Source organism: Streptomyces sp. NPDC005808 (genome assembly GCF_042871385.1).
GTDB lineage: Bacteria > Actinomycetota > Actinomycetes > Streptomycetales > Streptomycetaceae > Streptomyces.
The window spans coordinates 57,589-80,738 of record NZ_JBIAIK010000008.1 but is presented as its reverse complement, the minus strand read 5'-3'; the positions used below and the strand labels follow the sequence as shown (position 1 = coordinate 80,738).

At 68.9% G+C, this 23,150-nt stretch carries 16 protein-coding genes and 5 tRNA genes; 9 read left to right on the top strand and 12 right to left on the bottom strand.

Annotated features, from left to right (window positions below; genetic code table 11):
* The first annotated feature begins 22 nt into the window (after positions 1-22).
* Entirely contained in the window at positions 23-1,552 is a 1,530-nt protein-coding gene (purF, locus tag ACFYPC_RS19290) for an amidophosphoribosyltransferase (RefSeq protein ID WP_388677454.1), read from the top strand.
* A 34-nt stretch (positions 1,553-1,586) separates the two neighbouring features.
* Positions 1,587-2,660, top strand: coding sequence for a phosphoribosylformylglycinamidine cyclo-ligase (purM, locus tag ACFYPC_RS19285; protein ID WP_388677451.1), 1,074 nt, complete (start codon positions 1,587-1,589; stop codon positions 2,658-2,660).
* Positions 2,661-2,774: 114 nt separating this feature from the next.
* Here purM and ACFYPC_RS19280 read toward each other — a convergent pair whose 3' ends face one another.
* Positions 2,775-3,029 carry a DUF3073 domain-containing protein gene (locus ACFYPC_RS19280; protein WP_388677448.1) on the bottom strand — a complete coding sequence of 85 codons (255 nt, stop codon included), beginning with the start codon at positions 3,027-3,029 and terminating at the stop codon, positions 2,775-2,777.
* A 280-nt stretch (positions 3,030-3,309) separates the two neighbouring features.
* The gene (locus ACFYPC_RS19275; protein ID WP_388677446.1) at positions 3,310-4,401 is read right to left on the bottom strand and encodes a Leu/Phe/Val dehydrogenase; all 1,092 of its coding nucleotides are present in this window, start codon (positions 4,399-4,401) and stop codon (positions 3,310-3,312) included.
* Between the two features lie 247 nt (positions 4,402-4,648).
* Between ACFYPC_RS19275 and ACFYPC_RS19270 the strand changes: the two genes are divergently transcribed.
* Positions 4,649-5,497, top strand: a complete 849-nt coding sequence (locus ACFYPC_RS19270; protein WP_388677443.1) for a hypothetical protein — start codon at positions 4,649-4,651, stop codon at positions 5,495-5,497.
* A gap of 530 nt (positions 5,498-6,027) precedes the next feature.
* The gene (gene bldC, locus ACFYPC_RS19265; protein WP_003949541.1) at positions 6,028-6,234 is read left to right on the top strand and encodes a developmental transcriptional regulator BldC; all 207 of its coding nucleotides are present in this window, start codon (positions 6,028-6,030) and stop codon (positions 6,232-6,234) included.
* A 391-nt stretch (positions 6,235-6,625) separates the two neighbouring features.
* Here bldC and ACFYPC_RS19260 read toward each other — a convergent pair whose 3' ends face one another.
* The 9 genes from ACFYPC_RS19260 to ACFYPC_RS19220 form a co-directional block, all read right to left on the bottom strand.
* Positions 6,626-6,889, bottom strand: coding sequence for a DUF6274 family protein (locus tag ACFYPC_RS19260; protein WP_388677440.1), 264 nt, complete (start codon positions 6,887-6,889; stop codon positions 6,626-6,628).
* A gap of 217 nt (positions 6,890-7,106) precedes the next feature.
* A tRNA-Asp gene (locus tag ACFYPC_RS19255) sits at positions 7,107-7,181 on the bottom strand.
* 96 nt (positions 7,182-7,277) lie between these two features.
* Positions 7,278-11,231 (bottom strand): ATP-dependent RNA helicase HrpA, encoded by a 3,954-nt coding sequence (gene hrpA / locus ACFYPC_RS19250; protein ID WP_388677437.1) that lies wholly within the window; start codon positions 11,229-11,231, stop codon positions 7,278-7,280.
* Positions 11,232-11,347: 116 nt separating this feature from the next.
* A tRNA-Phe gene (locus ACFYPC_RS19245) sits at positions 11,348-11,421 on the bottom strand.
* Positions 11,422-11,445: 24 nt separating this feature from the next.
* Positions 11,446-11,520, bottom strand: a tRNA-Asp gene (locus tag ACFYPC_RS19240).
* 156 nt (positions 11,521-11,676) lie between these two features.
* The gene (locus ACFYPC_RS19235; protein ID WP_388677435.1) at positions 11,677-11,871 is read right to left on the bottom strand and encodes a hypothetical protein; all 195 of its coding nucleotides are present in this window, start codon (positions 11,869-11,871) and stop codon (positions 11,677-11,679) included.
* A 62-nt stretch (positions 11,872-11,933) separates the two neighbouring features.
* Positions 11,934-12,009, bottom strand: a tRNA-Glu gene (locus ACFYPC_RS19230).
* Between the two features lie 81 nt (positions 12,010-12,090).
* The gene (locus ACFYPC_RS19225; RefSeq protein WP_388677432.1) at positions 12,091-13,821 is read right to left on the bottom strand and encodes a metallophosphoesterase; all 1,731 of its coding nucleotides are present in this window, start codon (positions 13,819-13,821) and stop codon (positions 12,091-12,093) included.
* A 114-nt stretch (positions 13,822-13,935) separates the two neighbouring features.
* Positions 13,936-14,286 carry a metallopeptidase family protein gene (locus ACFYPC_RS19220; protein ID WP_388677429.1) on the bottom strand — a complete coding sequence of 117 codons (351 nt, stop codon included), beginning with the start codon at positions 14,284-14,286 and terminating at the stop codon, positions 13,936-13,938.
* Positions 14,287-14,602: 316 nt separating this feature from the next.
* Between ACFYPC_RS19220 and ACFYPC_RS19215 the strand changes: the two genes are divergently transcribed.
* The 5 genes from ACFYPC_RS19215 to ACFYPC_RS19195 all read left to right on the top strand — a co-directional run bounded on the left by ACFYPC_RS19215 (position 14,603) and on the right by ACFYPC_RS19195 (position 20,710).
* Entirely contained in the window at positions 14,603-15,124 is a 522-nt protein-coding gene (locus tag ACFYPC_RS19215; protein ID WP_388677427.1) for a hypothetical protein, read from the top strand.
* A gap of 238 nt (positions 15,125-15,362) precedes the next feature.
* On the top strand, positions 15,363-17,744 hold the full coding sequence (locus tag ACFYPC_RS19210) for a DEAD/DEAH box helicase (RefSeq protein ID WP_388677424.1): 2,382 nt from the start codon (positions 15,363-15,365) through the stop codon (positions 17,742-17,744).
* A 135-nt stretch (positions 17,745-17,879) separates the two neighbouring features.
* Complete coding sequence (locus ACFYPC_RS19205; protein ID WP_388677421.1) at positions 17,880-18,890, top strand: FG-GAP repeat domain-containing protein; 1,011 nt, start codon at positions 17,880-17,882, stop codon at positions 18,888-18,890.
* Positions 18,891-18,951: 61 nt separating this feature from the next.
* Positions 18,952-20,496: an amino acid permease gene (locus ACFYPC_RS19200; protein ID WP_388677418.1), complete on the top strand. Its 1,545-nt coding sequence runs from the start codon at positions 18,952-18,954 to the stop codon at positions 20,494-20,496.
* Positions 20,497-20,637: 141 nt separating this feature from the next.
* Positions 20,638-20,710: transfer RNA gene (locus ACFYPC_RS19195), tRNA-Lys, on the top strand.
* A gap of 1,259 nt (positions 20,711-21,969) precedes the next feature.
* Here ACFYPC_RS19195 and ACFYPC_RS19190 read toward each other — a convergent pair.
* Complete coding sequence (locus ACFYPC_RS19190) at positions 21,970-23,106, bottom strand: hypothetical protein (RefSeq protein WP_388677416.1); 1,137 nt, start codon at positions 23,104-23,106, stop codon at positions 21,970-21,972.
* Positions 23,107-23,150: the final 44 nt, after the last annotated feature.

Genomic DNA, 23,150 nt, shown 5'->3' with positions numbered 1-23,150 from the left:
GATCTCGCCTACACTCGGTGCCGTGCCACGTGGTGACGGTCGACTCAGCCATGATCTGCTCCCCGGTGAGAAAGGCCCCCAGGACGCTTGCGGCGTCTTCGGAGTCTGGGCTCCGGGCGAAGAGGTCGCCAAGCTCACTTACTTCGGGCTCTACGCCCTCCAGCATCGAGGCCAGGAATCCGCGGGAATCGCGGTCAGCAATGGCTCCAAGATCCTCGTCTTCAAGGACATGGGGCTCGTGTCCCAGGTCTTCGACGAGACCTCTCTCGGCTCGCTCCAGGGTCATATCGCGGTCGGTCACGCCCGCTACTCGACCACTGGCGCCTCGACATGGGAGAACGCCCAGCCGACGTTCCGTGCCACCGCGCACGGTTCCATCGCGCTCGGCCACAACGGCAACCTGGTCAACACGGCGCAGCTCGCCGAGATGGTCGCCGACCTCCCCAAGCAGCAGGACGGCCGCTCCCCGCGGGTGGCGGCCACCAACGACACCGACCTCCTGACGGCGCTCATCGCCGCCCAGGTCGACGACGACGGCAAGCCGCTGACCATAGAAGAGGCGTCCGCCAGGATCCTCCCGCAGGTCAAGGGCGCCTTCTCGCTCGTCTTCATGGACGAGAACACCCTGTACGCGGCCCGCGACCCGCAGGGCGTCCGCCCGCTGGTCCTCGGCCGCCTGGAGCGCGGCTGGGTCGTCGCCTCCGAGTCCGCCGCGCTCGACATCTGCGGCGCCTCCTTCGTCCGTGAGATCGAGCCGGGCGAGTTCGTCGCCATCGACGCGGACGGTCTGCGTACGTCGCGATTCGCTGAGGCAAAGCCCAAGGGCTGTGTCTTCGAGTACGTCTATCTGGCCCGCCCCGACACGGACATCGCCGGTCGGAACGTGTATCTCTCGCGCGTCGAAATGGGCCGGAAACTCGCCAAGGAAGCTCCGGTCGAGGCCGATCTGGTCATAGCGACGCCGGAATCCGGGACGCCCGCGGCGATCGGTTACGCGGAGGCCAGCGGGATCCCCTTCGGCGCGGGTCTCGTCAAGAACGCCTACGTCGGCCGGACCTTCATCCAGCCCTCGCAGACCATCCGCCAGCTCGGTATCCGCCTGAAGCTCAACCCCTTGAAGGAAGTCATCAAGGGCAAGCGGCTGGTCGTCGTGGACGACTCGATCGTGCGCGGCAACACCCAGCGCGCGCTGGTCCGGATGCTGCGGGAGGCCGGCGCGGCGGAGGTCCACATCCGGATCTCCTCGCCCCCCGTGAAGTGGCCCTGCTTCTTCGGCATCGACTTCCCGACCCGCGCCGAGCTGATCGCCAACGGCATGACCATCGAGGAGATCGGTACCTCGCTGGGCGCCGACTCCCTCTCGTACATCTCCATCGACGGCATGATCGACGCCACGACCATCGACAAGCCGAACCTGTGCCGCGCCTGCTTCGACGGCGAGTACCCGATGGATCTCCCGGACCCCGAACTGCTCGGCAAGCAGCTTCTGGAGACCGAGCTGGCGGCAGGTCCTGCCGCCACGGCCGCGGCCGACGCGATCCGTCGCCCGTAAGAGCCCCCTATCCCGACCCGAAAGATCCCAGGCAATGTCTGAGAGCCCTCGTACCGGTGCCTCCTACGCGTCCGCCGGCGTCGACATCGAAGCCGGCGACCGTGCCGTGGAGCTGATGAAGGAGTGGGTGAAGAAGACGCAGCGCCCCGAGGTCCTCGGCGGCCTCGGCGGCTTCGCCGGTCTCTTCGACGCCTCCGCCCTCAAGCGCTTCGAGCGCCCCCTGCTCGCCTCCGCCACGGACGGCGTGGGCACGAAGGTCGACCTCGCCCGGCAGCTCGGCGTGTACGACACCATCGGCCACGACCTGGTGGCGATGGTCATGGACGACATCGTGGTGTGCGGCGCCGAGCCGCTCTTCATGACCGACTACATCTGCGTCGGCAAGGTTCACCCCGAGCGTGTCGCCGCCATCGTCAAGGGCATCGCCGAGGGCTGCGTACTGGCGGGCTGCGCCCTCGTGGGCGGCGAGACGGCCGAGCACCCGGGCCTGCTCGGCCCGGACGACTTCGACGTCGCGGGCGCGGGTACGGGCGTGGTCGAGGCGGATCAACTGCTCGGCGCGGACCTTATCCGTACGGGTGACGCGGTGATCGCCATGGCGTCCTCCGGTCTTCACTCGAACGGGTACTCGCTCGTCCGGCATGTCCTCCTCGACCGCGGACAGCTCAAGCTCGACCGGCACATCGAGGAGTTCGGCCGCACACTCGGCGCGGAGCTCCTGGAGCCCACCAAGATCTACTCGCTGGACTGCCTGGCCCTCACCCGCACCACCGAGGTGCACGCCTTCTCGCACGTGACCGGCGGCGGTCTGGCGGCCAACCTGGCCCGTGTCGTCCCGGACGGTCTGCACGCGATCGTCGACCGCGAGACCTGGACCCCGGCCCCCGTCTTCGACCTCGTCGGCAGGACCGGCGACGTCGAGCGCCTGGAGCTGGAGAAGACCCTCAACATGGGCGTCGGCATGATCGCGATCGTCCCCGAGGAGTCGGCGGACGTGGCGATCGCCACCCTGGCGGACCGCGGAGTGGAGGCCTGGATCGCCGGTGAGATCACCGAGCGCGGCGAGCACGCGACGGGCGCAGCCCTGATCGGCGACTACAGCAAGTAAGTCCCTCGGGGCAGCACAAAACCCGGTCCGGTATGTGACCACCCCGGACCGGGTGAGGTGCAGATGCTATGAGGCTCTACGAGAACGCCGAACCTGCTGAGCCCGCTGCCGACGCTACGCGCCGCGACGTTGCGACTGGGGACCGGACTCGTCCTCGTCCTCATCGTCGTCGTTATAGAGATCCGCGTACTGCGCGTACGGGTCGTCTTCTTCCTCGTCGTCGTCCTCGAACGGCTCGCCATTCGGCGGCTGTTGCGAAGTCGAAGCGCCCAGCTCATTGGCCAGACGCGAGAGGTCAGTCCCGCCGCTGCTGTACTTCAGCTGGCGGGCGACCTTCGTCTGCTTGGCCTTTGCCCGGCCGCGCCCCATGGCTCGACCCCCTCGGATACGGGGCTCGGTGGCCCCAGAGTCTTGACACGCGTTCATGATCTGGAACGGGCTCTCCGTGAAGAGACCGGTCCGTAGGGCTTCCACGGTACCTGCTCCCGCGCCCATACGGTACGTCGCCCGCAGGACGCGCGTGTGCGCAGAACCTGCGAGGAGCCCTGTCCTCGCTGGTCAACCGCGATTTTAACCTCTTCTTGGCGGGCGACCCGCCGACAGACGTGAGAGTTCTCTCCAACACCCGCCGACGGGTACCTGCGAGAGGTCAGCCGCGGCGCGCCTCGGCCATCCGCTGCTCGGCGATCCGGTCGGCCGCGGCGGCCGGCGGAATCCCGTCTTCCTTCGCACGTGCGAATATTGCCAGAGTGGTGTCGAAGATCTTCGCGGCCTTCGCCTTGCACCGGTCGAAGTCGAAACCGTGCAGCTCGTCGGCGACCTGGATGACACCGCCCGCGTTCACCACGTAGTCCGGCGCGTAGAGGATCCCGCGGTCCGCGAGGTCCTTCTCGACGCCCGGGTGCGCGAGCTGGTTGTTGGCGGCGCCGCACACGATCGTCGCGGTGAGCACCGGCACGGAGTCGTCGCCCAGGGCCCCGCCGAGCGCGCAGGGGGCGTAGATGTCGAGGCCGTCCACGCGGATCAGTGCCTCGGTGTCCGCCGCCACCGCGACGGACGGGTGCTCGGCGACGGTCCGCCGGACGGACTCGTCCCGCACGTCCGTGATCACGACCCGCGCGCCCTCGCCGAGCAGATGCCCCACGAGGTGGTGGCCCACCTTCCCGACGCCCGCGACGCCGACCGTGCGGTCGCGCAGCGACGGGTCGCCCCACAGGTGCTGTGCGGAGGCCCGCATGCCCTGGAAGACGCCGTAGGCCGTCAGCACGGACGAGTCGCCCGCGCCGCCGTTCTCCGGGGACCGCCCGGTCGTCCAGCGGCACTCGCGTGCCACGACGTCCATGTCGACGACGTACGTACCGACGTCGCACGCCGTGACGTACCGGCCACCGAGCGAGGCGACGAACCGGCCGTACGCGAGGAGCAGTTCCTCGCTCTTGAGCGTCTCGGGGTCGCCGATGATGACGGCCTTGCCGCCGCCGTGGTCGAGACCGGCCATGGCGTTCTTGTAGGACATCCCGCGGGCGAGGTTCAGGGCGTCGGCGACGGCCTCCGCCTCGCTCGCGTACGGGTAGAAGCGCGTACCGCCGAGGGCGGGGCCCAGGGCGGTGGAGTGGATGGCGATGACGGCCTTGAGACCGCTGGAGCGGTCCTGGCAGAGCACTACTTGCTCATGACCGCCCTGGTCCGAGTGGAACAGGGTGTGCAGTACATCAGCAGGAGCGCCGGATACGTCGGTCACGGTGGTGACTCCAAGGTAAAGAGCGGCGGTTGACGTGCGGGTCCCGTACGGGTGGCGGGCGCCCGTGGGCATGAGACTAGAGCCTGCGCGGGGCCGCCATCCGCGCAGTGTTCAGGATCACCCTCTCCCGGAGTACGGTCCTCCTCGGCCGTGGCACGATCTGCTGTGTTTCCCCGGTCGCTTGTGCGTGGGCCGAGTGGGTTTCGAGCGCGGGTTTCGTGTCCGGCCGGTGGGGGAGAGAGCAGGCGTGCCCAAGGTGTCCTCGGTGATCGTCCCGTACGCGTCCTATCTGCGCGTGTACGAGCCGCTGGCCGCCTTCCCGGAGCCGGAGCGCGGCCACTGGGCGCGGTACGCCCGCCGCCCCGAGCGCCCCTCGTACCAGGACGAACTGCGCCGTTCCCTGGCCGACTTGCTGCCCACCCCGCCGATCCCCGTGCCGGTGCACGAGAGCGGCGACGCGTTCGTGGTGGAGGTCGACGGGGTGGTCTGCGTGTGCCCCTGGCGCACCCGGCTGCGCGGCTGGCAGGCCCTGGGCGAGCTCGGTGAGGACCTGCCGGAGTCGGTCCTGGACGCGGTCCTGCCCCCGCTCGTACGCCGCCAGGCGGCCCTCGACTACGAACGCTGGCTGGATCGCAACCCGGACGCCCGCCCGTGGATCCACACGTCGACCTGGCAGGTGCCGCTGAACTGGTTCGTGCTCTTCGCAGACGAGGAGCGGCTGTACGACAAGGGAGCGGGGTCCGACGGAGCCGCGCCGGCGCTGCGGTACCGGACGCCGATGGTGCAGGCGCGGCGGCGGACGGCCCGGGCCCTGAAGACGCTGAAGGACACCATCGAGGACGGGCCGCTCATCGACGGTCTGCTGGAGGTGGGGCGCTGGCTGGAGGAGTTCCACCCGCGCTCGCTGGTCGAGCTGGACTACGGCGGGCTCGTGCACGTCCTGCCCGCCGGGGAGCTCGAGGGCGACCACTCGGCGGCGGACGTCCACGAGGGCATCGAGGCGCTGCGCACCGGGGACGGAGCCGCTGCGGGCGAGGCGTACGGGCGGCTGGTGGAGCGCTGGCGGTCGGTCCGCGACCGGCAGTCCGCGAACTGACGTACCGTCGGGGCATGCTGTCGGCACATGCCGGACAGCTGAGGGATCGTCACATGCTGAAGAACCGTCACTGCGGGACGTAGGTCCCCGATCCGGGCTTTTGCGTCAAGGGCGCGCCAAGCGTGACGGATGGCACTTTCCTGGCCCTTGCGCCTCTTACCCCTCCTCGTGCCAAAATAGGACAAGGAGTCCGGGGGAGGGCTCCGTCCGCCCACGTATGGGTGGAATCTCAGCATTGCACGCTATGGGGGGTCTGATGACTCCTGATCGCCCTGTGACTGATCGTCACAGCGGCGTGACTGTCCGCTATGGCATGGTCCATCGGCTTCCGTCGCTGATGAACACCTGGGAGGGCAATTCCATCGGTTTGGCCGACGTGGCTGGACGGATGGTGTAGTTGTAGTGCCGAGGACAAGCCGTTCGTCCTATAACCGACTCGGCCCGCGTCCGCCATTTCGGGCAACGCGGGTCAAGGTGCAGAATTTAGAGGAATGAACCGAGAAGGTTCGGTTCTCCCGAGGAGGCCGCTCATGACCGCTCGCACCCCTGATGCCGAGCCGCTGCTGACCCCGGCTGAGGTCGCCACGATGTTCCGCGTGGACCCGAAGACGGTCACGCGGTGGGCGAAGGCCGGCAAGCTCACGTCCATCCGCACGCTCGGCGGGCACCGCCGCTACCGCGAAGCTGAGGTCCGCGCGCTACTCGCGGGTATCCCGCAGCAGCGCAGCGAGGCCTGAACAAGCGCATAGCCGGGCAATTCGGTAGGTCCCCCAATCTGCCGTTGCGCCCGAACCACAGCTCCAAGCGACGCGGGTCCTGCCCCAACGGGACTCACGCCCGACCCAATTACACAAGCGACAAGGGTGCGTCGTAGATCGCGCTGGACTCCGCCGGGTCCAGCGCGATCTTTTTTGTGCGCTGATTGTGGGTGGCGTGGGGGGTCTGTGCGTGGGCTTGTCGGACTCTGGGGAGGCCTGTCGGATCTCCTGCGGGCGGCTTCGCCGGGTGGTGCAATTGCACATATTAAATTGACCAGTTGTAGGTGAGGTGTAAGTTCCACTGTTTCCGAAACCTATGCGGTGACACCCGTCACATGCCACGGTCCTTGTTGTCTGTGTTGCTTCTGCGCTAAGGGAGTTGGAATCCCGCAGTGGCTTCGTCCGCGGCGGCGACCACAAGGCCTTGGAGGTCTTCGCGGTCTTCGAGGTCTTCGAGGTCTCCTGCGTCTTCGAGGGCCTCGGCGTCGTCCTCGCCGTACGGGGCGGGTTCCATGGCCAGCCGGAGCAGGCGGTGGCAGATCGCGCAGTGGCGTGTCAGGTGGCGGTATCCGGAGGCGGCCGACAGATGGGCGCGGAGCAGCGCGCGCGTCTCGTGCCGGGCGGATGCCGCCATACACACCTCCAGGGGGCCTCACGGGGGCGAGGGCCCTGGTTTCTGGGTACCGGCGGAATGTGACGACGTCAAGACATACGCCACGACGACGAGGCGGGCGCAAGGCGGGGCCGGGGCAAGGTCCGGACATGCGAAGGCCCGGAGCCGAGACTCCGGGCCTTTCGGTGGCACGAGAGAGGCCCCGCTCCGTTGCCGGATGCGGGGCCTCTCTTTACTGCGGTCCTGACGGGATTTGAACCCGCGGCCTCCACCTTGACAGGGTGGCGAGCACTCCAAACTGCTCCACAGGACCAGGTTTCGCAGCCACTTCGTTCTGCGCTGGGCTGCGAAAAGAGACTGTACAGGAGGGGTGGGCCCAGGGTCGAACTCACCCACCGTACATACGCCGTTACGGGGCCAGCGCGTCGATCGCCTTCACGATCCGCTTGTCGGAGACGGGGTACGCCGTGCCGAGCGCGTGGGCGAAGTAGCTGACGCGGAGCTCCTCGATCATCCAGCGGATGTCCAGGACCTGCTGGGGGACCGGCCGGCCCTGCGGAAGCTGCTCCAGCAGCCAGGCGTACTCGTCCTGCATCTCGTGGACCTTCTCCATGCGGCTGGTGTCCCGCTGGACGTTCGTCGGCATCTGCTGGAGCCGGCGGTCGGCCGCGACCAGGTAGCGCATCAGGTCCGGGAGGCGGCGCAGCCCGGTCCCGGTGACGAAGCCCGGCTTCACGAGGGCGTCCAGCTGCGTCCGTACGTCCGTGAGGTTCGCGAGCAGCGTCGGGCTCCGGGTGCCCTTCAGACGGCGCTCACAGGCCTGCCAGGCGGCGAGGACCTGCTGTACCTGGCCGACCGTGCGGACCGTCGTGTCGACGATCTCGGCGCGCACCTTGTCGTAGAGCTTGCGGTACGACTCCTCGTCCCAGGCCGGACCTCCGAAGTCGCCGATCAGCTTGTCGGCCGCCGCCGTCGCGCAGTCGTCGAAGAGGGCCTGGACGGAGCCGTGCGGGTTCGCGGAGAGGGCGAGCTTCTGGGCGTTGGTCAGCTTGTCCGAGGCGAACTTCCCCGGGTTGACCGGGATGTTGCGCAGGATCAGACGCCGGGTGCCCTTCCACATCGCCTGCGCCTGCTCGGCCTCCGTGTCGAAGAGCCGCACGGAGACGGTGTCGCCGTCGTCCACGAGCGCCGGGTACGCCTTGACCGGCTGGCCGGCCCTGCGGGTCTCGAAGACGCGGGTGAGCGAGCCGATCGTCCAGTCGGTCAGGTCCTTGCGCTCCAGGGACTGCCCGCCCTCGCGCTCCGCCGTCGCCGCCGCGGCCTGTGAGATCGCCTGGCGGGCTTTCGGCTTCAGCTGGACCTTGAGCGTCTCCAGGTCCTTGTCCTCGGCGAGCTTGCGGCGCCGCTCGTCGACGATGCGGAAGGTGATCTTCAGGTGGTCGGGGATCCGGGACCAGTCGAAGTCGTCGGCGGTCACCGGAACACCGACCATGCGCTTCAGCTCGCGCGCCATCGTGACGGGCAGAGGCTCCTGGAGGGGGACGGCCCGCTCCAGGAACTTCGTCGCGTAGTTGGGGGCGGGCACGTAATGGCGCCGGATCGGCTTCGGCAGCGAGCGGATTAGTTCGGTGACGATCTCCTCCCTGAGCCCCGGGATCTGCCAGTCGAAGCCCTCGTCGGTGACCTGGTTCAGGACGTGCAGCGGGATGTGGACGGTCACGCCGTCCGCGTCCGCGCCCGGCTCGAACTGGTAGGTCACCCGGAACTTGAGGGGGCCCTGACGCCACGAGTCGGGGTAGTCGTCCTTGCTGACGTCCCCGGCCCGCTCGTTGATGAGCATCGACCGCTCGAAGTCGAGGAGTTCGGGCTCTGCGCCTTCGCCGGTCCTCTTCTGCTTCCACCAGGAGTCGAAGTGCGCCCCCGACACGACGTGTTCGGGGACCCGCTGGTCGTAGAAGTCGAAGAGCGTCTCGTCGTCGACGAGGATGTCGCGGCGCCGCGCGCGGTGCTCCAGCTCCTCGACCTCGGTGAGGAGCCGGCGGTTGTCGGCGAAGAACTTGTGGTGCGTACGCCAGTCGCCCTCGACGAGCGCGTTGCGGATGAAGAGCTCGCGGCTGGCCTCCGGGTCGATCCGCCCGTAGTTGACCTTGCGCTGGGCGATGATCGGTACGCCGTACAGCGTGACCTTCTCGTACGCCATCACCGCCGCCTGGTCCTTCTCCCAGTGCGGTTCGCTGTACGTCCGCTTGAGGAGATGTCCGGCGAGCGGCTCGACCCACTCCGGCTCGATCTTCGCGTTGACGCGGGCCCACAGCCGCGAGGTCTCCACCAGCTCGGCGGACATCACGAAACGCGGGGGCTTCTTGAAGAGGGCCGAGCCCGGGAAGATCGCGAACTTGGCGCTGCGGGCGCCCAGATACTCGTTCTTCGCGCCGTCCTTCACGTCCTTCATGCCGATGTGGGACAGCAATCCGGCGAGTAGAGAGACGTGGACGCTCTGGCCCGGCGCGTCGTCCTCGTTCAGATGGATGCCCATCTGTTTGGCGACGGTCCGCAACTGCGTGTAGATGTCCTGCCATTCGCGGATGCGCAGGAAGTTCAGGTACTCCTGCTTGCACATCCGGCGGAACGCGGACGAGCCGCGCTCCTTCTGCTGCTCGCGGACGTACCGCCACAGGTTCAGGTACGCGAGGAAGTCGGACGTCTCGTCCCGGAAGCGGGCGTGCTGCTGGTCCGCCTGTGCCTGCTTGTCGGCGGGGCGCTCGCGCGGGTCCTGGATGGACAGCGCGGCGGCGATGACCATGACCTCGCGTGCGCAGCCGTTCTTGTCGGCCTCCAGGACCATCCGGGCCAGGCGCGGGTCCACGGGCAGCTGGGCGAGCTTGCGGCCGCTCTCGGTGAGCCGCTTGCGCGGGTCCTTCTGCTCCGGGTCCAACGCGCCCAGTTCCTGGAGGAGTTGGACACCGTCGCGGATGTTGCGGTGGTCCGGCGGGTCGATGAAGGGGAACTTCTCGATGTCGCCGAGACCGGCGGCGGTCATCTGCAGGATGACGGACGCGAGGTTCGTACGGAGGATCTCGGCGTCCGTGAACTCCGGGCGGGCGAGGAAGTCGTCCTCGGAGTACAGGCGGATGCAGATGCCGTCGGACGTACGGCCGCAGCGGCCCTTGCGCTGGTTGGCGCTGGCCTGCGACACCGGCTCGATGGGCAGGCGCTGGACCTTGGTGCGGTGGCTGTACCGGGAGATACGGGCGGTGCCCGGGTCGATGACGAACTTGATGCCCGGGACGGTGAGCGAGGTCTCGGCGACGTTGGTCGCCAGAACGATCCTGCGCCCGGTGTGCTGCTGGAACACGCGGTGCTGCTCGGCGTGCGAGAGGCGCGCGTAGAGGGGGAGGACCTCGGTGAAGCGGTAGTTCTTCTTGGTCAGCGCGTCCGCCGTGTCGCGGATCTCCCGCTCCCCGGACAGGAAGACCAGGATGTCGCCCTTGCCCTCGCCCTGGAGCTCCTCGACGGCGTCGCAGATCGCGGTGATCTGGTCGCGATCGGAGTCGTCCCCTTCTTCTTCCAGGAGGGGTCGGTAGCGGACCTCCACCGGGTACGTACGGCCGCTGACCTCGACGATCGGCGCGTCGCCGAAGTGCCGGGAGAAGCGCTCGGGGTCGATGGTCGCGGAGGTGATGACGACCTTGAGGTCCGGCCGCTTGGGAAGCAGCTGGGCCAGGTACCCGAGCAGGAAGTCGATGTTGAGGGACCGCTCGTGGGCCTCGTCGATGATGATCGTGTCGTACGCGCGCAGCTCGCGGTCCGTCTGGATCTCGGCGAGCAGGATGCCGTCGGTCATCAGCTTGACGAAGGTGCCGTCCGGGTTCACCTGGTCGGTGAAGCGGACCTTCCAGCCGACGGCCTCGCCGAGCGGGACGTCGAGCTCGTCCGCGACGCGCTCGGCGACGGTCCGGGCGGCGATCCGGCGGGGCTGGGTGTGCCCGATCATGCCGCGGACGCCGCGGCCCAGTTCCATGCAGATCTTGGGGATCTGGGTGGTCTTACCGGAACCGGTCTCACCGGCGACGATGACGACCTGGTGATCACGGATGGCGGCCGCGATGTCGTCCTTCTTCTGGCTGACCGGGAGCTGCTCGGGGTAGCTGATCGCGGGCACGCGGGCGCGGCGCTCGGCCATCCGGGCCTCGCCCTTGGTGACCTCCGCGTCGATCTCGGCGAGTACGGCGGACCGGGCTTCGGGCTTGCGGATCTTGCGCGCGCCTTCGAGCCTGCGCCCGAGCCGGTGCGCGTCGCGCAGGGACAGCTCGGCCAGGCGGGCGGCGAGATCGCCGAGGGCGGGGGCAGGGTGCGTAGACATACGCCGTCCAGGATCTCACCTCGACGAAATGACTGGCGAACGCTTTTGCGTGCCGGCCCATGTGCGAGATGCGGAACGGCGAAGACCCCGCCTGTTGGGCGGGGTCTTCGGGGAGGTGGCTGGGGCCGGGATCGAACCGGCGACCTATCGCTTTTCAGGCGATCGCTCGTACCAACTGAGCTACCCAGCCACGAAGTTCCTTGCGGAACTTCAGCGGTCCTGACGGGATTTGAACCCGCGGCCTCCACCTTGACAGGGTGGCGAGCACTCCAAACTGCTCCACAGGACCAAGCTGTTGTGTGCGGCTGCGTAAATAGTGTCGCACACGGTTTTGTGTGCTCCCAATGGCGCACACGCAGATGGTTGCAGGTCTGACCAGCGGTGTCCAATCGGTATCGGGTGACTCGTGACGGAGGGACGTTTCGGGCACCAGCGCCCTCGCTGCCTACCCAGGGCGGCGATCTCCACGGACAGCAGAAGGCGCTGTGCGGGGTCGCGGAGCGTCGTGCGCCGCGATGCGTTCGGCGGCCCCGGTACGCAGGCCGGCGTTGTCGCGCACGGTGGCCAGGAGGCGGCGCAGCACCAGCTCGGCGTGCAACTCGTGGGTGCGGGAGTCGGGCGCGAGGCGTCCTCGACGCACTGGGGCACAAAAAGAAATCGCAGACCAAAGACGTACTTTGGCCTGCGATACCTATGAGTAGCTGGTGCCCCCAACGGGATTCGAACCCGTGCTACCGCCTTGAAAGGGCGGCGTCCTAGGCCGCTAGACGATGAGGGCTATCGGCCCGCCTGGGCGCTTTGCAGCGCGTCGGGGACGTCCGAAGCATATGGGATGGCGGGAGGTATCGCCAAAACGGTTTCAGGGGGTGCTCCCCGAGGGGGTGGGGGTCGAGGGTGTCGAGGGGGACGGCGTCGAGGGGGAGGGTGTCGAGCCTTCGCCGGACCGAGCCGGGGTCGATCCTTCCTCCGACGGCGTGGGGGACTGGGGCGCCGCGCCGGGCCTGTTCTCCTCGGGAAGGTGGCGGCTGACCTCCGCCGTGGTCAGGCCCAGCCCGCCGAGCCTGATCTCGTCCCAGGCCTGGAGCCGGCGGGTGTCCTGGTCGAGGTAGAGGACGGAGGCCTCGATGGGGTCGGGGTACTTGCCCTCCAGGGCGCGCAGGCCGCTGCCGCCCGTCGACCCTTCGATACGCAGCCGCGTTCCGCCCTTCATGACCTCCATCTCCTGGTGGTGCAGATGGCCTGCCAGGACCAGCGGGACCTCGCCGTCCGTCTGGCGGGCGGCGTCCGGTTCATGAGCGATGGCGATGTCGACGGGCGTGCCCGCCACCCGCTGGTCGCGCAGCACCGAGGCCAGCTGTGCGCCCGCCAGTTGCTGCGCCTGAGCGCCTCCCGGGTCGACCGACCGGTCAGGGGTGAACGACGGGTCTCCGATGCCCGCGAAACGCAGGCCCCCGACCGTGACCGCCCGGCCCTTGTCCAGGACGCGCACGTTCTTGATCTTTTCCAGATAGCGCTGGGTGACGAGCGAGTCGTGGTTGCCCCGTACCCACACGTACGGCGCACCCAGTTCCGCGATCGGGTCCAGGAAGCCGTTCTCGGCCGCCGTACCGTGATCCATCGTGTCGCCGGAGTCGACGATCACGTTGATGTCGTACTGCTCCACGAGCGACGCGATGATCTTCCAGCTCGCCGGGTTGAGATGGATGTCGGAGACGTGCAGAACCCGGATGGTGGTCGGGTCCGGTTCGTAGCCGGGGAGCGTGGAGGTGACGTCGTACAGCTTCGTCACGTTCGTCACCAGGCGCGCCAACTCCTTCTGGTAGACGTCGAATTCGCTGACGATGCTGCGGGCGTTGCCGACGAGGGAGGGTGCGGAGGAGAGCAGCCCGGAGAACTTCGGCTCCAGGACCGAGTCGGGGTTCCAGGTGGCGAAGGCCGTCCCTCCGCAGGCGGCTAGCAGGGTGAGGGCGAGGCCGCCCGCCGCGAGGGCGCGCCGCGGCCGGCGGTAGACCGCGAGGCCGAGCGCCGTGGCCCCCGATACGACGGCCACGCAGGACCGTACGGCCAGATCGAGCGTGCCGTGCCCCACATCCCGCGCCACCTCGTCCTGGAGCCCGGAGATCCGCTCCGGGTGATCCACCAGCGCCTGCGAGCGCACCGGGTCGAGCCGGTCCACGTCCACGTCGAGCCGCAGCGGGGCTTGGTGGCTGCGCAGTTCCAGGGCGCCCAGCGGGGCGACGTTGATCTTCGTCCCGCCGTCCAGGGAGGGCCGCAGCGTCATGGTGGTGTCCATCGGGCCGACCGGCACGCGTACGTTCCCCACGATCAGCAGCCCCAGCCAGGCGCCGAGCAGTACGACGGTCATCAGGCCCAGGACCCGGGCGTACGGGTGGGGCTGGTGGACGAGTTCGGTGGCCGGGTGGGGGCGGCGGGCGCGGTAGCGGCGGGTGAGGGCGAGGACGCGGGGTGCCGTCCGGGGAGCGCGCATGCGGTTCGTTCCTGTCCCTGGTGTCCCTCGTGTCTTTCGTTTCTTTCGTTGTTCTCGTATGCGGTGCAGGGCGGTGGTCACGGCAGCGGGGACGCGGGCCATTGGTCGCGTATGCCCAAGTGTGGGGGTGGGTATGCGGAGGCGGTCCGGACTCTTGTACGAGGAGGAGCGAGGCGCTCCTACCGGTGCCGGCAGCTGTCGGCACCGGCCCCGGGCTCAGCCCCAGCCCAGCTCGTGGAGCCGTTCGTCGTCGATGCCGAAATGGTGGGCGATCTCGTGGATGACGGTCACGGCGACCTCGTGCACGACCTCGTCGGGGGTCTCGCACATCCGCAGCGTGGGACCCATGTAGATCGAGATGCGGTCGGGGAGCACGCCCGCGTACCACTCGCCCCGGTCCGTGAGCGGGGTGCCCTCGTAGAGGCCCAGCAGTTCGGGATCGTCGGCCGGAGGCTCGTCCTCGACGAACACGGCGACGTTGTCCATCACCCGGGTCAGTTCGGGCGGGATCTGGTCGAGGGCCTGGCTCACGAGCTCTTCGAAGGTTTCGCGCGTCATCTCCAGCACAAGGCCATTGTCAGGTACGGCCCGCCCGGCTCGCCCGTGGCGGGGACACGCTGAGCCGTGCGCGCACATGGGGTGGGGACACGCTGAGCCGTGCGCACACGTGGGGTGGGGACACGCTGAGCCGTGCGCACACGTGGGGCGGGGACACGCGGAGCCGTTCGCAGGCATCCGGCGCAGACATGTCACGCCAGACCGTTCGTAGACCGCGCGTGTCTTCTTGTGTGCGGCGGGAGTTGGGCAGGGTGACTCCCCGAAGCACTACCCGAGTTCTCGGCTTCGTTCGAAGAGGGGAGACCCCAATCGGAGGTGGCTGCCCGTGCGCGCCCTGTACGTACCCGTCCGTCTGGCCGCCACGGTCATGGCCGTCGCCGCGGCAGCCGGCTGTATGAGCGTGGGTGACGACGCGGACCGGCCCGCGCCCTCGCAGTCGGCGGGGCAGCAGGGCGGGGAGGCGCCCGACGGGGGCACCGCGGCGAGCGGGGGCGGCGCCGGGTTCCATGGGGCGAAGGGGGCGAAGGGGGACGGTGGTTCGCCGAAGCCCGGTGAGTCCGCGTCCGCGTCGGCGTCTCCGTCCGTGTCTCCGTCCGCGGGCGCGAAGCCGTCGCCGAAGCCCACGGGGAAGGACGGGCCGGGCAGGCCTGTGGAGCCCGCGCCGACCAAGGGGGAGCCGAGTCCCACGCGTACCACGGCGGAGCCGACGCCCGAGCCGCCCCCGCCCCCGGTTTCGTCGCCGCCGGTGGTCGAGCCGAGCACGGCGGAGCCGTCGTCCTCGGCGCACGAGCAGGTCACGCAATTGATGGAGCGGGAGCCTGCGCCGCGGGCGGGGGAGCCGGTGTAGACCCCTCAGGCAGGACTACAGGATCCCGCTGACCTGCGCTTATGTGGGCGGTTTGCCTTCAGGGGGCAGTGGTGCGTATGGTAGTAGATCGTTTGATACCAATTGCCTGGCGCCGATGAAGAGAGCGCCGCGTGGCGCGTACTCTCCCTTGCCGTGGCCGGACCGCATAGAGGCGGTCGATTGCGACTTCACGGAGTTTGGGCGCGTGCCGTAGAACTCCGGAAGGTTCGCATTTCGCATGTCTGTTTCCAGTACTGATCACGTCGTCGTGCCCGAGAACAACGAGAACGACACCGTCACCGCCGAGAGCACCCGGATCGTCGACACGGTCGAGACGTCCGTCGACACGACCGTCGAGTCCGCTCCCGAAGCGTCCGAGACCTCCGAGACCGCTGAGACCGGTGAGTCGTCCGAGATCTCCGCGAACGCTGAGTCGTCCAAGGCCGCGTCCGAGACCCCGGAGATCACCTTCGGCTCCCTCGGCCTCCCCGACGGAATCGTCCGCAAGCTCGCGCAGAACGGCGTGACCGCCCCCTTCCCGATCCAGGCCGCGACCATCCCGGACGCCCTGGCCGGCAAGGACATCCTCGGCCGCGGCCGCACCGGCTCCGGCAAGACCCTCTCGTTCGGTCTGCCGCTGCTGGCCTCGCTGGCCGGCGGCCACACCGACAAGAAGAAGCCCCGCGGCATCATCCTCACGCCGACGCGTGAGCTCGCGATGCAGGTCGCGGACGCGCTTCAGCCGTACGGCGACGTACTCGGCCTGAAGATGAAGGTCGTCTGCGGCGGTACGTCCATGAGCAACCAGATGTACGCCCTGGAGCGCGGCGTCGACGTCCTCGTCGCCACCCCGGGCCGACTGCGCGACCTCATCAACCGCGGCGCCTGCTCGCTGGAGAACGTCCAGGTCGCCGTGCTCGACGAGGCCGACCAGATGTCCGACCTGGGCTTCCTGCCCGAGGTCACCGAGCTGCTCGACCAGATCCCGGGCGGCGGCCAGCGCATGCTGTTCTCGGCCACCATGGAGAACGAGATCTCCACGCTGGTCAAGCGCTACCTGAGCAACCCGGTCACGCACGAGGTCGACAGCGCCCAGGGCAACGTCACGACCATGTCGCACCACATCCTCATCGTGAAGCCCAAGGACAAGGCGCCGGTCACCTCGGCGATCGCCTCCCGCAAGGGCCGCACGATCATCTTCGTCCGCACCCAGCTGGGCGCCGACCGCATCGCCGAGCAGCTCTGCGAGTCCGGCGTGAAGGCCGACGCGCTGCACGGCGGTATGACGCAGGGCGCGCGTACCCGCGTGCTCGAGGACTTCAAGAAGGGCTACGTCAACGCGCTCGTCGCGACCGACGTCGCCGCCCGCGGTATCCACGTCGACGGCATCGACCTGGTCCTGAACGTGGACCCGGCCGGCGACCACAAGGACTACCTGCACCGCTCCGGCCGTACCGCCCGCGCGGGCCGCAGCGGCACCGTCGTATCCCTGTCGCTGCCGCACCAGCGGCGCCAGATCTTCCGGCTGATGGAGGACGCGGGCGTCGACGCCACGCGTCACATCATCAACACCGGTACGGCCTTCGAGCCCGAGGTCGCCGAGATCACCGGCGCCCGCTCGATGACCGAGGTCCAGGCAGAGTCCGCGGGCAACGCGGCTCAGCAGGCCGAGCGTGAGGTCACGCACCTCACGAAGGAGCTGGAGCGCGCGCAGCGTCGTGCCGCCGAGCTGCGTGGCGAGGCCGACCGCCTGGTCGCCCGTGCCGCGCGCGAGCGTGGCGAGGACCCGGAGGCCGCGCTGGCCGAGGCCGCCCTCGTCGTGGAGGCAGCCGCTGCCGAGGCCGCCGTGGCGGAGCAGGCGGCAGTCGCCGCGGCACCGGTGCGCGAGGAGCGTCCGCGCCGTGACGACCGTGGCAACTACGAGCGCCGCGAGCGTCCTTCGGGCAACTCGGGCGGCTTCAACCGTGACCGCGGCGGCGACCGTGGCGGTGACCGTGGTGGCTTCCGCCGTGACGACCGTCCCTCCGGCAACTCGGGCGGTTTCCGTCGTGACGACCGTGGCGGTGACCGTCCCTCCGGCGGCTTCCGCCGCGACGACCGCCCGTCCGGTGGCTCGGGCAGCTCCGGCGGCTTCAACCGCGACCGTCGTGACGACCGTGGCGGCCGTTCCTTCGAGCGCCGTGACGAGCGTCCTTCGGGCAACTCGGGCGGCTTCAACCGCGACCGTCGTGACGACCGCCCCTCCGGCAACTCCGGTGGCTTCCGCCGCGACGACCGTCCCTCGGGCGGCTTCAACGGCGACCGTCGTGACGAGCGTCCCTCGGGCAACTCCGGCGGCTTCCGCCGCGACGACCGCCCGTCGGGTGGGTCGACCGGCGCCGGCGGCTCGGGCGGCTTCAACCGCGACCGTCGTGACGAGCGTCCGTCCACCCACCGTGGCAGCGACCGTCCCTTCAACCGCGACCGTCAGGGCGACCGTCCCACCGGTGGCTTCCGCTCCGGCGGCCACGACCGCCCGACCGGCCGCCGTGACGACCACCGCGGCGGCACCGGCACCGGTACCGCCACCGGTTCCTTCGGCCGCCGCGACGACAAGCCGCGCTGGAAGCGCAACGGCTGACGCAGGGCAGTAAGCACCTGAGCACCTGAGCACCTAGGCAGAGCGCCGTGGTCCCCCGTTCCGGGCGGGCCACGGCGCTCTGTCGTGCGGCTGCCTGGGAAAACGCTGTCCCAGACCTGGCCGGTCTGCGGGTCGATGGCCACTCTTGTACGCCGGCTTCGGCAGCGCCGGACCACCGGCAAGGTCGTGGACACGCGGACCGGCGGTGAGACACGCGGCCAGGTGAAGGTGGGCTGGTTCGGGACGGACGCCAAGGGGGCGTTCCTGACGAACGGGGCCTACGACTGGACGCTGTCCGTCACTCCGGCCGACGGGGTCGGCGCCCCGGTGACGGCGAGCGGCACGGTTCAGCTGTTCGGCGCCGCGCCGGCCCGGCACGACTGCATCGGCGGCGGCGACGCGCTCGGCGACCTGCTCACCCTCAGCACCTCGGGCACGCTGGCCTTCCGGCAGGGATTGGGCAAGGGCACGTTCTCCACAAAGGTCGGCAGCAGTACCGGCTGGGCGACGGCCAACAAGGTGCTGCCCTTCGGCGACCTGAGCGGCGACCGCTGCAACGACATGCTGGTCCGCCTCAACAGCGGGGCGCTGCGCGCCTACAAGCCGAACTGCTACGGCACGCTGGAGCCGTCGACGGCGTACACGTCACTCGGCACCAGCGGCTGGAACCAGTACGACGTCCTCACCACGCCCGGCGACATCAGCGGCGACGGCCGGCCCGACCTGATCGCGCGCAACACGGCGACCGGGACGGTCTACCTCTACAAGGGCACCAGCACCGGCAAGCTGTCGGCGCGCGTGAAGCTCTACGCCAACTGGAAGACGTACAAGAAGGTCGTGGGCGCCGGTGACCTGAACGGCGACGGCATCGGCGACCTGCTTGCCCAGGACAAGGCCAACAACCTCTACCGCTACTACGGCAAGGGCAACGGCACCTTCGCGGCCCGCGTGAAGGTCGCCGCCAACTGGGGCGCCACCTACAACGTGGTCGTCGGCGTCGGCGACATCACCGGCGACGGCAGGGCCGACCTCGTCGCACGCGACACGGCGGGCAATCTGTACCGCCAGAACGGCACCGGTAAGGGCTCGTTCGCCGCGCGGGTGAAGATCGCCACCGGCTGGCAGGGCTACAAGGGGATCTTCTAGGCGCAGTTTTCGGCCACGGTGTGACGCATGTCATGCCCCCTGCGGGGGAATCGCTGGGGGCATGACAAACTCCACGCCTGACGCGAGAGCCGGTGGGCTGTCGGACGAAGAACGGCTCGCCCAGCTCGGCTACACGCAGGTTCTCGCCCGCCGTATGTCGGCGTTCTCCAACTACGCGGTCTCCTTCACGATCATCTCGGTCCTGTCGGGCTGCCTGACGCTGTATCTGTTCGGCATGAACACCGGCGGCCCCGCCGTGATCACCTGGGGCTGGGTCGCCGTCGGCCTGATGACACTGTTCGTCGGCCTCGCGATGGCCGAGATCTGTTCGGCGTACCCGACATCCGCGGGCCTGTACTTCTGGGCCCACCGCCTGGCCCCGCCCCGTACGGCCGCAGCCTGGGCCTGGTTCACTGGCTGGTTCAACGTCCTGGGCCAGGTCGCGGTGACCGCCGGCATCGACTTCGGCGCGGCGTCCTTCCTGGGCGCCTATCTGAACCTGCAGTTCGACTTCGAGGTCACACCGGGCCGCACGGTGCTGCTGTTCGCCGGGATCCTGGTCCTGCACGGGCTGTTGAACACCTTCGGAGTCCGCATCGTCGGCCTCCTCAACAACATCAGCGTGTGGTGGCACGTGCTGGGCGTGCTGGTCATCGTCGGCGCCCTGACCTTCGTACCGGACGAACACCAGTCCGCCTCCTTCGTGTTCACGGAGTTCGTGAACAACACGGGCTGGGGCAGCGGTGTGTACGTCGTCGCCCTCGGCCTGCTGATGGCGCAGTACACCTTCACCGGCTACGACGCCTCTGCCCACATGACGGAGGAGACGCACGACGCGTCGACGGCCGGCCCCAAGGGCATCGTCCGCTCGATCTGGACGTCGTGGATAGCGGGCTTCGTCCTCCTCCTCGGCTTCACCTTCGCGATCCAGTCGTACGACGGCGCCCTCGGGTCGCCGACGGGCGTGCCGCCGGCCCAGATCCTGCTCGACGCGCTGGGCGCGACGACCGGCAAACTGCTGCTGCTCGTGGTGATCGGCGCGCAGCTCTTCTGCGGCATGGCGTCCGTCACGGCCAACTCCCGCATGATCTACGCCTTTTCACGCGACGGCGCGCTGCCGTTCTCGCACCTCTGGCACACCGTGAACCCGCGCACGCGGACGCCGGTCGCGGCGGTCTGGCTGGCCGCACTGGGCGCCCTGGTCCTGGGCCTGCCGTACCTGATCAACGTCACGGCGTACGCGGCGGTGACCTCCATCGCCGTCATCGGCCTCTACATCGCGTACGTCATCCCGACCCTGCTGCGGATCCGCAAGGGTGAGGCCTTCGAGCGCGGGCCCTGGCACCTGGGCCGCTGGTCCCGCCCGATCGGCATCGTCTCGGTCCTCTGGGTCGCCGCCATCACGATCCTCTTCATGCTCCCCCAGGTCTCCCCGGTCACCTGGGAGACCTTCAACTACGCCCCGGTCGCCGTCCTCGTCGTCCTCGGCTTCGCCACCACCTGGTGGCTGGCCTCGGCCCGCCACTGGTTCCTCAACCCCGACCACGAACGCACCCTCGCCCGCGAAGCGGCCCGCAAGGGCCCGGCCGAACCGGTCGATCCGTAACCTTGTGACCTGTTGATCCCCAGCCGCGTGCGCTTTCGGCGCGGCCGGGCCCGATACCCGATCGGAGTCCCGGCCACGTCCCGCTATGCTCGGGGATGCATCGCCACGGGATCCCGACGGGATCACCGCGGACCGGTGCGTGGACCCTTAGCTCAATTGGCAGAGCAGTGGACTTTTAATCCATTGGTTGTGGGTTCGAGTCCCACAGGGTCTACAGGCTGTAGGCAGGGGTTAACCTCTCTGACCTGCGGTGCAGCGCCTGAGTCGACTTCGGTCGGGTCGGGCGCTGCTTCGTTTTCGGGGCCGTGCGTGAGCGGATGTGCCCGTGGCGGCGGCTTGCTCGGCGAGAGCGGTGCCGAGGAACAGGGTTGGCGGGAGGACGTCATCCCGAAATAGTCCCCCGCGGCCCACGTACCCTCGCGCCATGACGTCATGACTCCCCTTCCATCCCGGCGACGGCCGCCCTCGTTATGTCGGGCCAGCCACCGTCGTCTTCCCTGATGGCAGAGAGGTCTCCGTCACCGCGTCGCTCGTGCTGCACCTTGACCCTTCGACGGTGGAGAACAGGTCTGCATTGACTCGGGTAAGGGTCACTCTCAGGGACGCGAACGCATGATCGAATACTGTGCTGACCAGTGTCGAACCGGGAGCCGCATCCCCGGCGCGAGGAAGCGCCAGCGGAAGAACTGCCCGGCCTCGGCGCTCATCCGGTGCTTTCCCGCTCAGCACGCACTCGCTCTCGACAACGTCGGCTGAGCTTGGTGTTTAACCTCGCAAGTCGGGTGACTTGCGAGGTTAAACGCCAAGCTCAGCCTCACTGACAGGACACGGCCATTTACGGGACAGCCCCTTTAGGGAGGTTCCTACCGCTGCTGCTCCAGGGCGCCATCTGGATCATCCAGAGCGGACCGTGCCAGCTCGCGGAAGTGGCTCAAGCTCGGCCAACGGTCAGGTCTGAACGGTGGCGGGTTGCCTTGTCTGGCGGGCTCCAGCCCTTGTGCCACGAGGGTGCTGCGCAGGATAAGCCCGTAGCCCCGTGTTACGGACTTGGCTTCTGCGGCAACAAAGACAGGACCCGCCAACGCCACGGCGCTCTCGGCCTTCGAGAGTGCCGACATGAGTCGTCGCGCCTCGGCGGCTCGCTCTGGCAGGTCTGCCGGTGCCGAGTCTCCCGTCCGGGCTAGGGCCGATACCGCTGGCGCAAGTTCCTCCGTTGCGTTTACGAACTGGGCGTAAGCATCGGCGCGAGCTTGCCGCCGCCAGTGCTCGTGCTGTGAGCGGCGCTGGGAGTTCCCTGTGTTCTTGGCCGCGCGTACGACCCCGAAGGCGCCAAGTCCTGCCCCAACTACAGCTGCAGCGGCGGCGATTGATGCTGTTCCCCCTAGATCCATCCGCGCATTATGCCAAGCAGTAACGGAATCAGCAGTGGACTGTTGGGCAGCTGCTCGACGAGCTCCCAGGTTCTTGCGTCAATCAAACTCTCGCCATAGGGGTTGCACGTTTGGGTTCGAAGGGGCGCGCGAGACTCTCCCGGATCACGGTGTCGCTGGCGCGTAGCGCAGCCGTCAGTTGTCCTCGCAGCTCATCGGGGACGGTCCCTGCCCCAAGGGCGCAGGCACGCACCAGAGCGCGGCACTCCTGTGCTTGCCGGTCCGTGGCGAGCGCGGCGAACAGAGGGTGCGCCAGGTTCTCGCGTGTCGCGTAGCCGTCTTCGGCATCCGTCGCCCTGCGGTGGAGGCCCTCGACCATGAGGCGCGCGCCGGGCGCCTCGGCGGAACCGATCGCGTCAAGGATGGTAAGCCCGAGCCGGATGTCGAAGACGGTCATCCCGGGTTCGGCCTTCCTCTCGGAGTAAGTCGTCACCAGGTCCGCCAGGTGGCTGGCGATCGACTGTCCGGCGGCGCGGCGGCACAGGACGGTCAGGCATGCCGTGACGGCTTGCTCCCATGGATCGCCGGGCATGGTGTCGGCGAGGAGAGCAGCGGCCAATGCCGTGTCACCCGCAACGAGGGCGGCGAGTATGGCGACTTGGCGCCCGTCGAGCATCCGTTTGCCTACGCCGCGGTGGGCTTCGATGTGTTCTTTGGCCTCGGCCCAGCGCCCCTCGGTGGTGAGCGTGCGCGTGCCGTCGGCGAGGAGCACGCGCCACAGCCACGCGCGGACCTCGTGGCGGTCTTCGTCGGTCGCGGTGAGGTCCGCCGGTACCTCGACACCGTCGAACCGAGCAGCCGCGCCCGCCTCGACGGCCTCATACAGGTCGAGCAGTCGCTGACGTCCCTCATCGGCGCGGCCGGCGCGGATCCGGAGACGGGCGAGGTTGACAACCGGTTCCAGTCCGCGGATCGCGCTCATGCCGGGCAGGGGGCAGGCGTGGAGGTAGGCGGCGGCGTGCTGGTGGCACATCTCGCGTGCGAGGTGGGGAAGGTCGAGATCGGAGGCAATGAGCGCGGCCTGGTTGTAGACGGCCGATGCGCGCCCTTGGTCGGTCTTCTTCACCGCGGTGTCGGCCAGGTCGACAAGCGCGCGCACGCGACCGGGTAGGGGCAGGCAGGCGGGCCGGAATCGGGCGACGAGCGGGAAGCGCTGGGCTACGGGTCCGTGCGGGTCCATGGATCCCCCGGGGCGTGAGTGAGAACTGCTGAGGCGACGGTGCC

Excerpts from the sequence above, each read along its gene's own strand:
- ACFYPC_RS19280 (WP_388677448.1), bottom strand. The coding sequence starts at position 3,029 with ATGGGGCGCGGCCGGGCAAAGGCCAAGCAGACGAAGGTCGCCCGCCAG.
- hrpA (WP_388677437.1), bottom strand. The coding sequence starts at position 11,231 with ATGTCTACGCACCCTGCCCCCGCCCTCGGCGATCTCGCCGCCCGCCTG.
- bldC (WP_003949541.1), top strand. The coding sequence starts at position 6,028 with ATGACCGCTCGCACCCCTGATGCCGAGCCGCTGCTGACCCCGGCTGAG.
- purM (WP_388677451.1), top strand. The coding sequence starts at position 1,587 with ATGTCTGAGAGCCCTCGTACCGGTGCCTCCTACGCGTCCGCCGGCGTC.
- ACFYPC_RS19190 (WP_388677416.1), bottom strand. The coding sequence starts at position 23,106 with ATGGACCCGCACGGACCCGTAGCCCAGCGCTTCCCGCTCGTCGCCCGA.
- ACFYPC_RS19225 (WP_388677432.1), bottom strand. The coding sequence starts at position 13,821 with ATGGCCCGCGTCCCCGCTGCCGTGACCACCGCCCTGCACCGCATACGA.
- ACFYPC_RS19260 (WP_388677440.1), bottom strand. The coding sequence starts at position 6,889 with ATGGCGGCATCCGCCCGGCACGAGACGCGCGCGCTGCTCCGCGCCCAT.
- ACFYPC_RS19205 (WP_388677421.1), top strand. The coding sequence starts at position 17,880 with ATGGCCACTCTTGTACGCCGGCTTCGGCAGCGCCGGACCACCGGCAAG.
- ACFYPC_RS19200 (WP_388677418.1), top strand. The coding sequence starts at position 18,952 with ATGACAAACTCCACGCCTGACGCGAGAGCCGGTGGGCTGTCGGACGAA.
- ACFYPC_RS19210 (WP_388677424.1), top strand. The coding sequence starts at position 15,363 with ATGTCTGTTTCCAGTACTGATCACGTCGTCGTGCCCGAGAACAACGAG.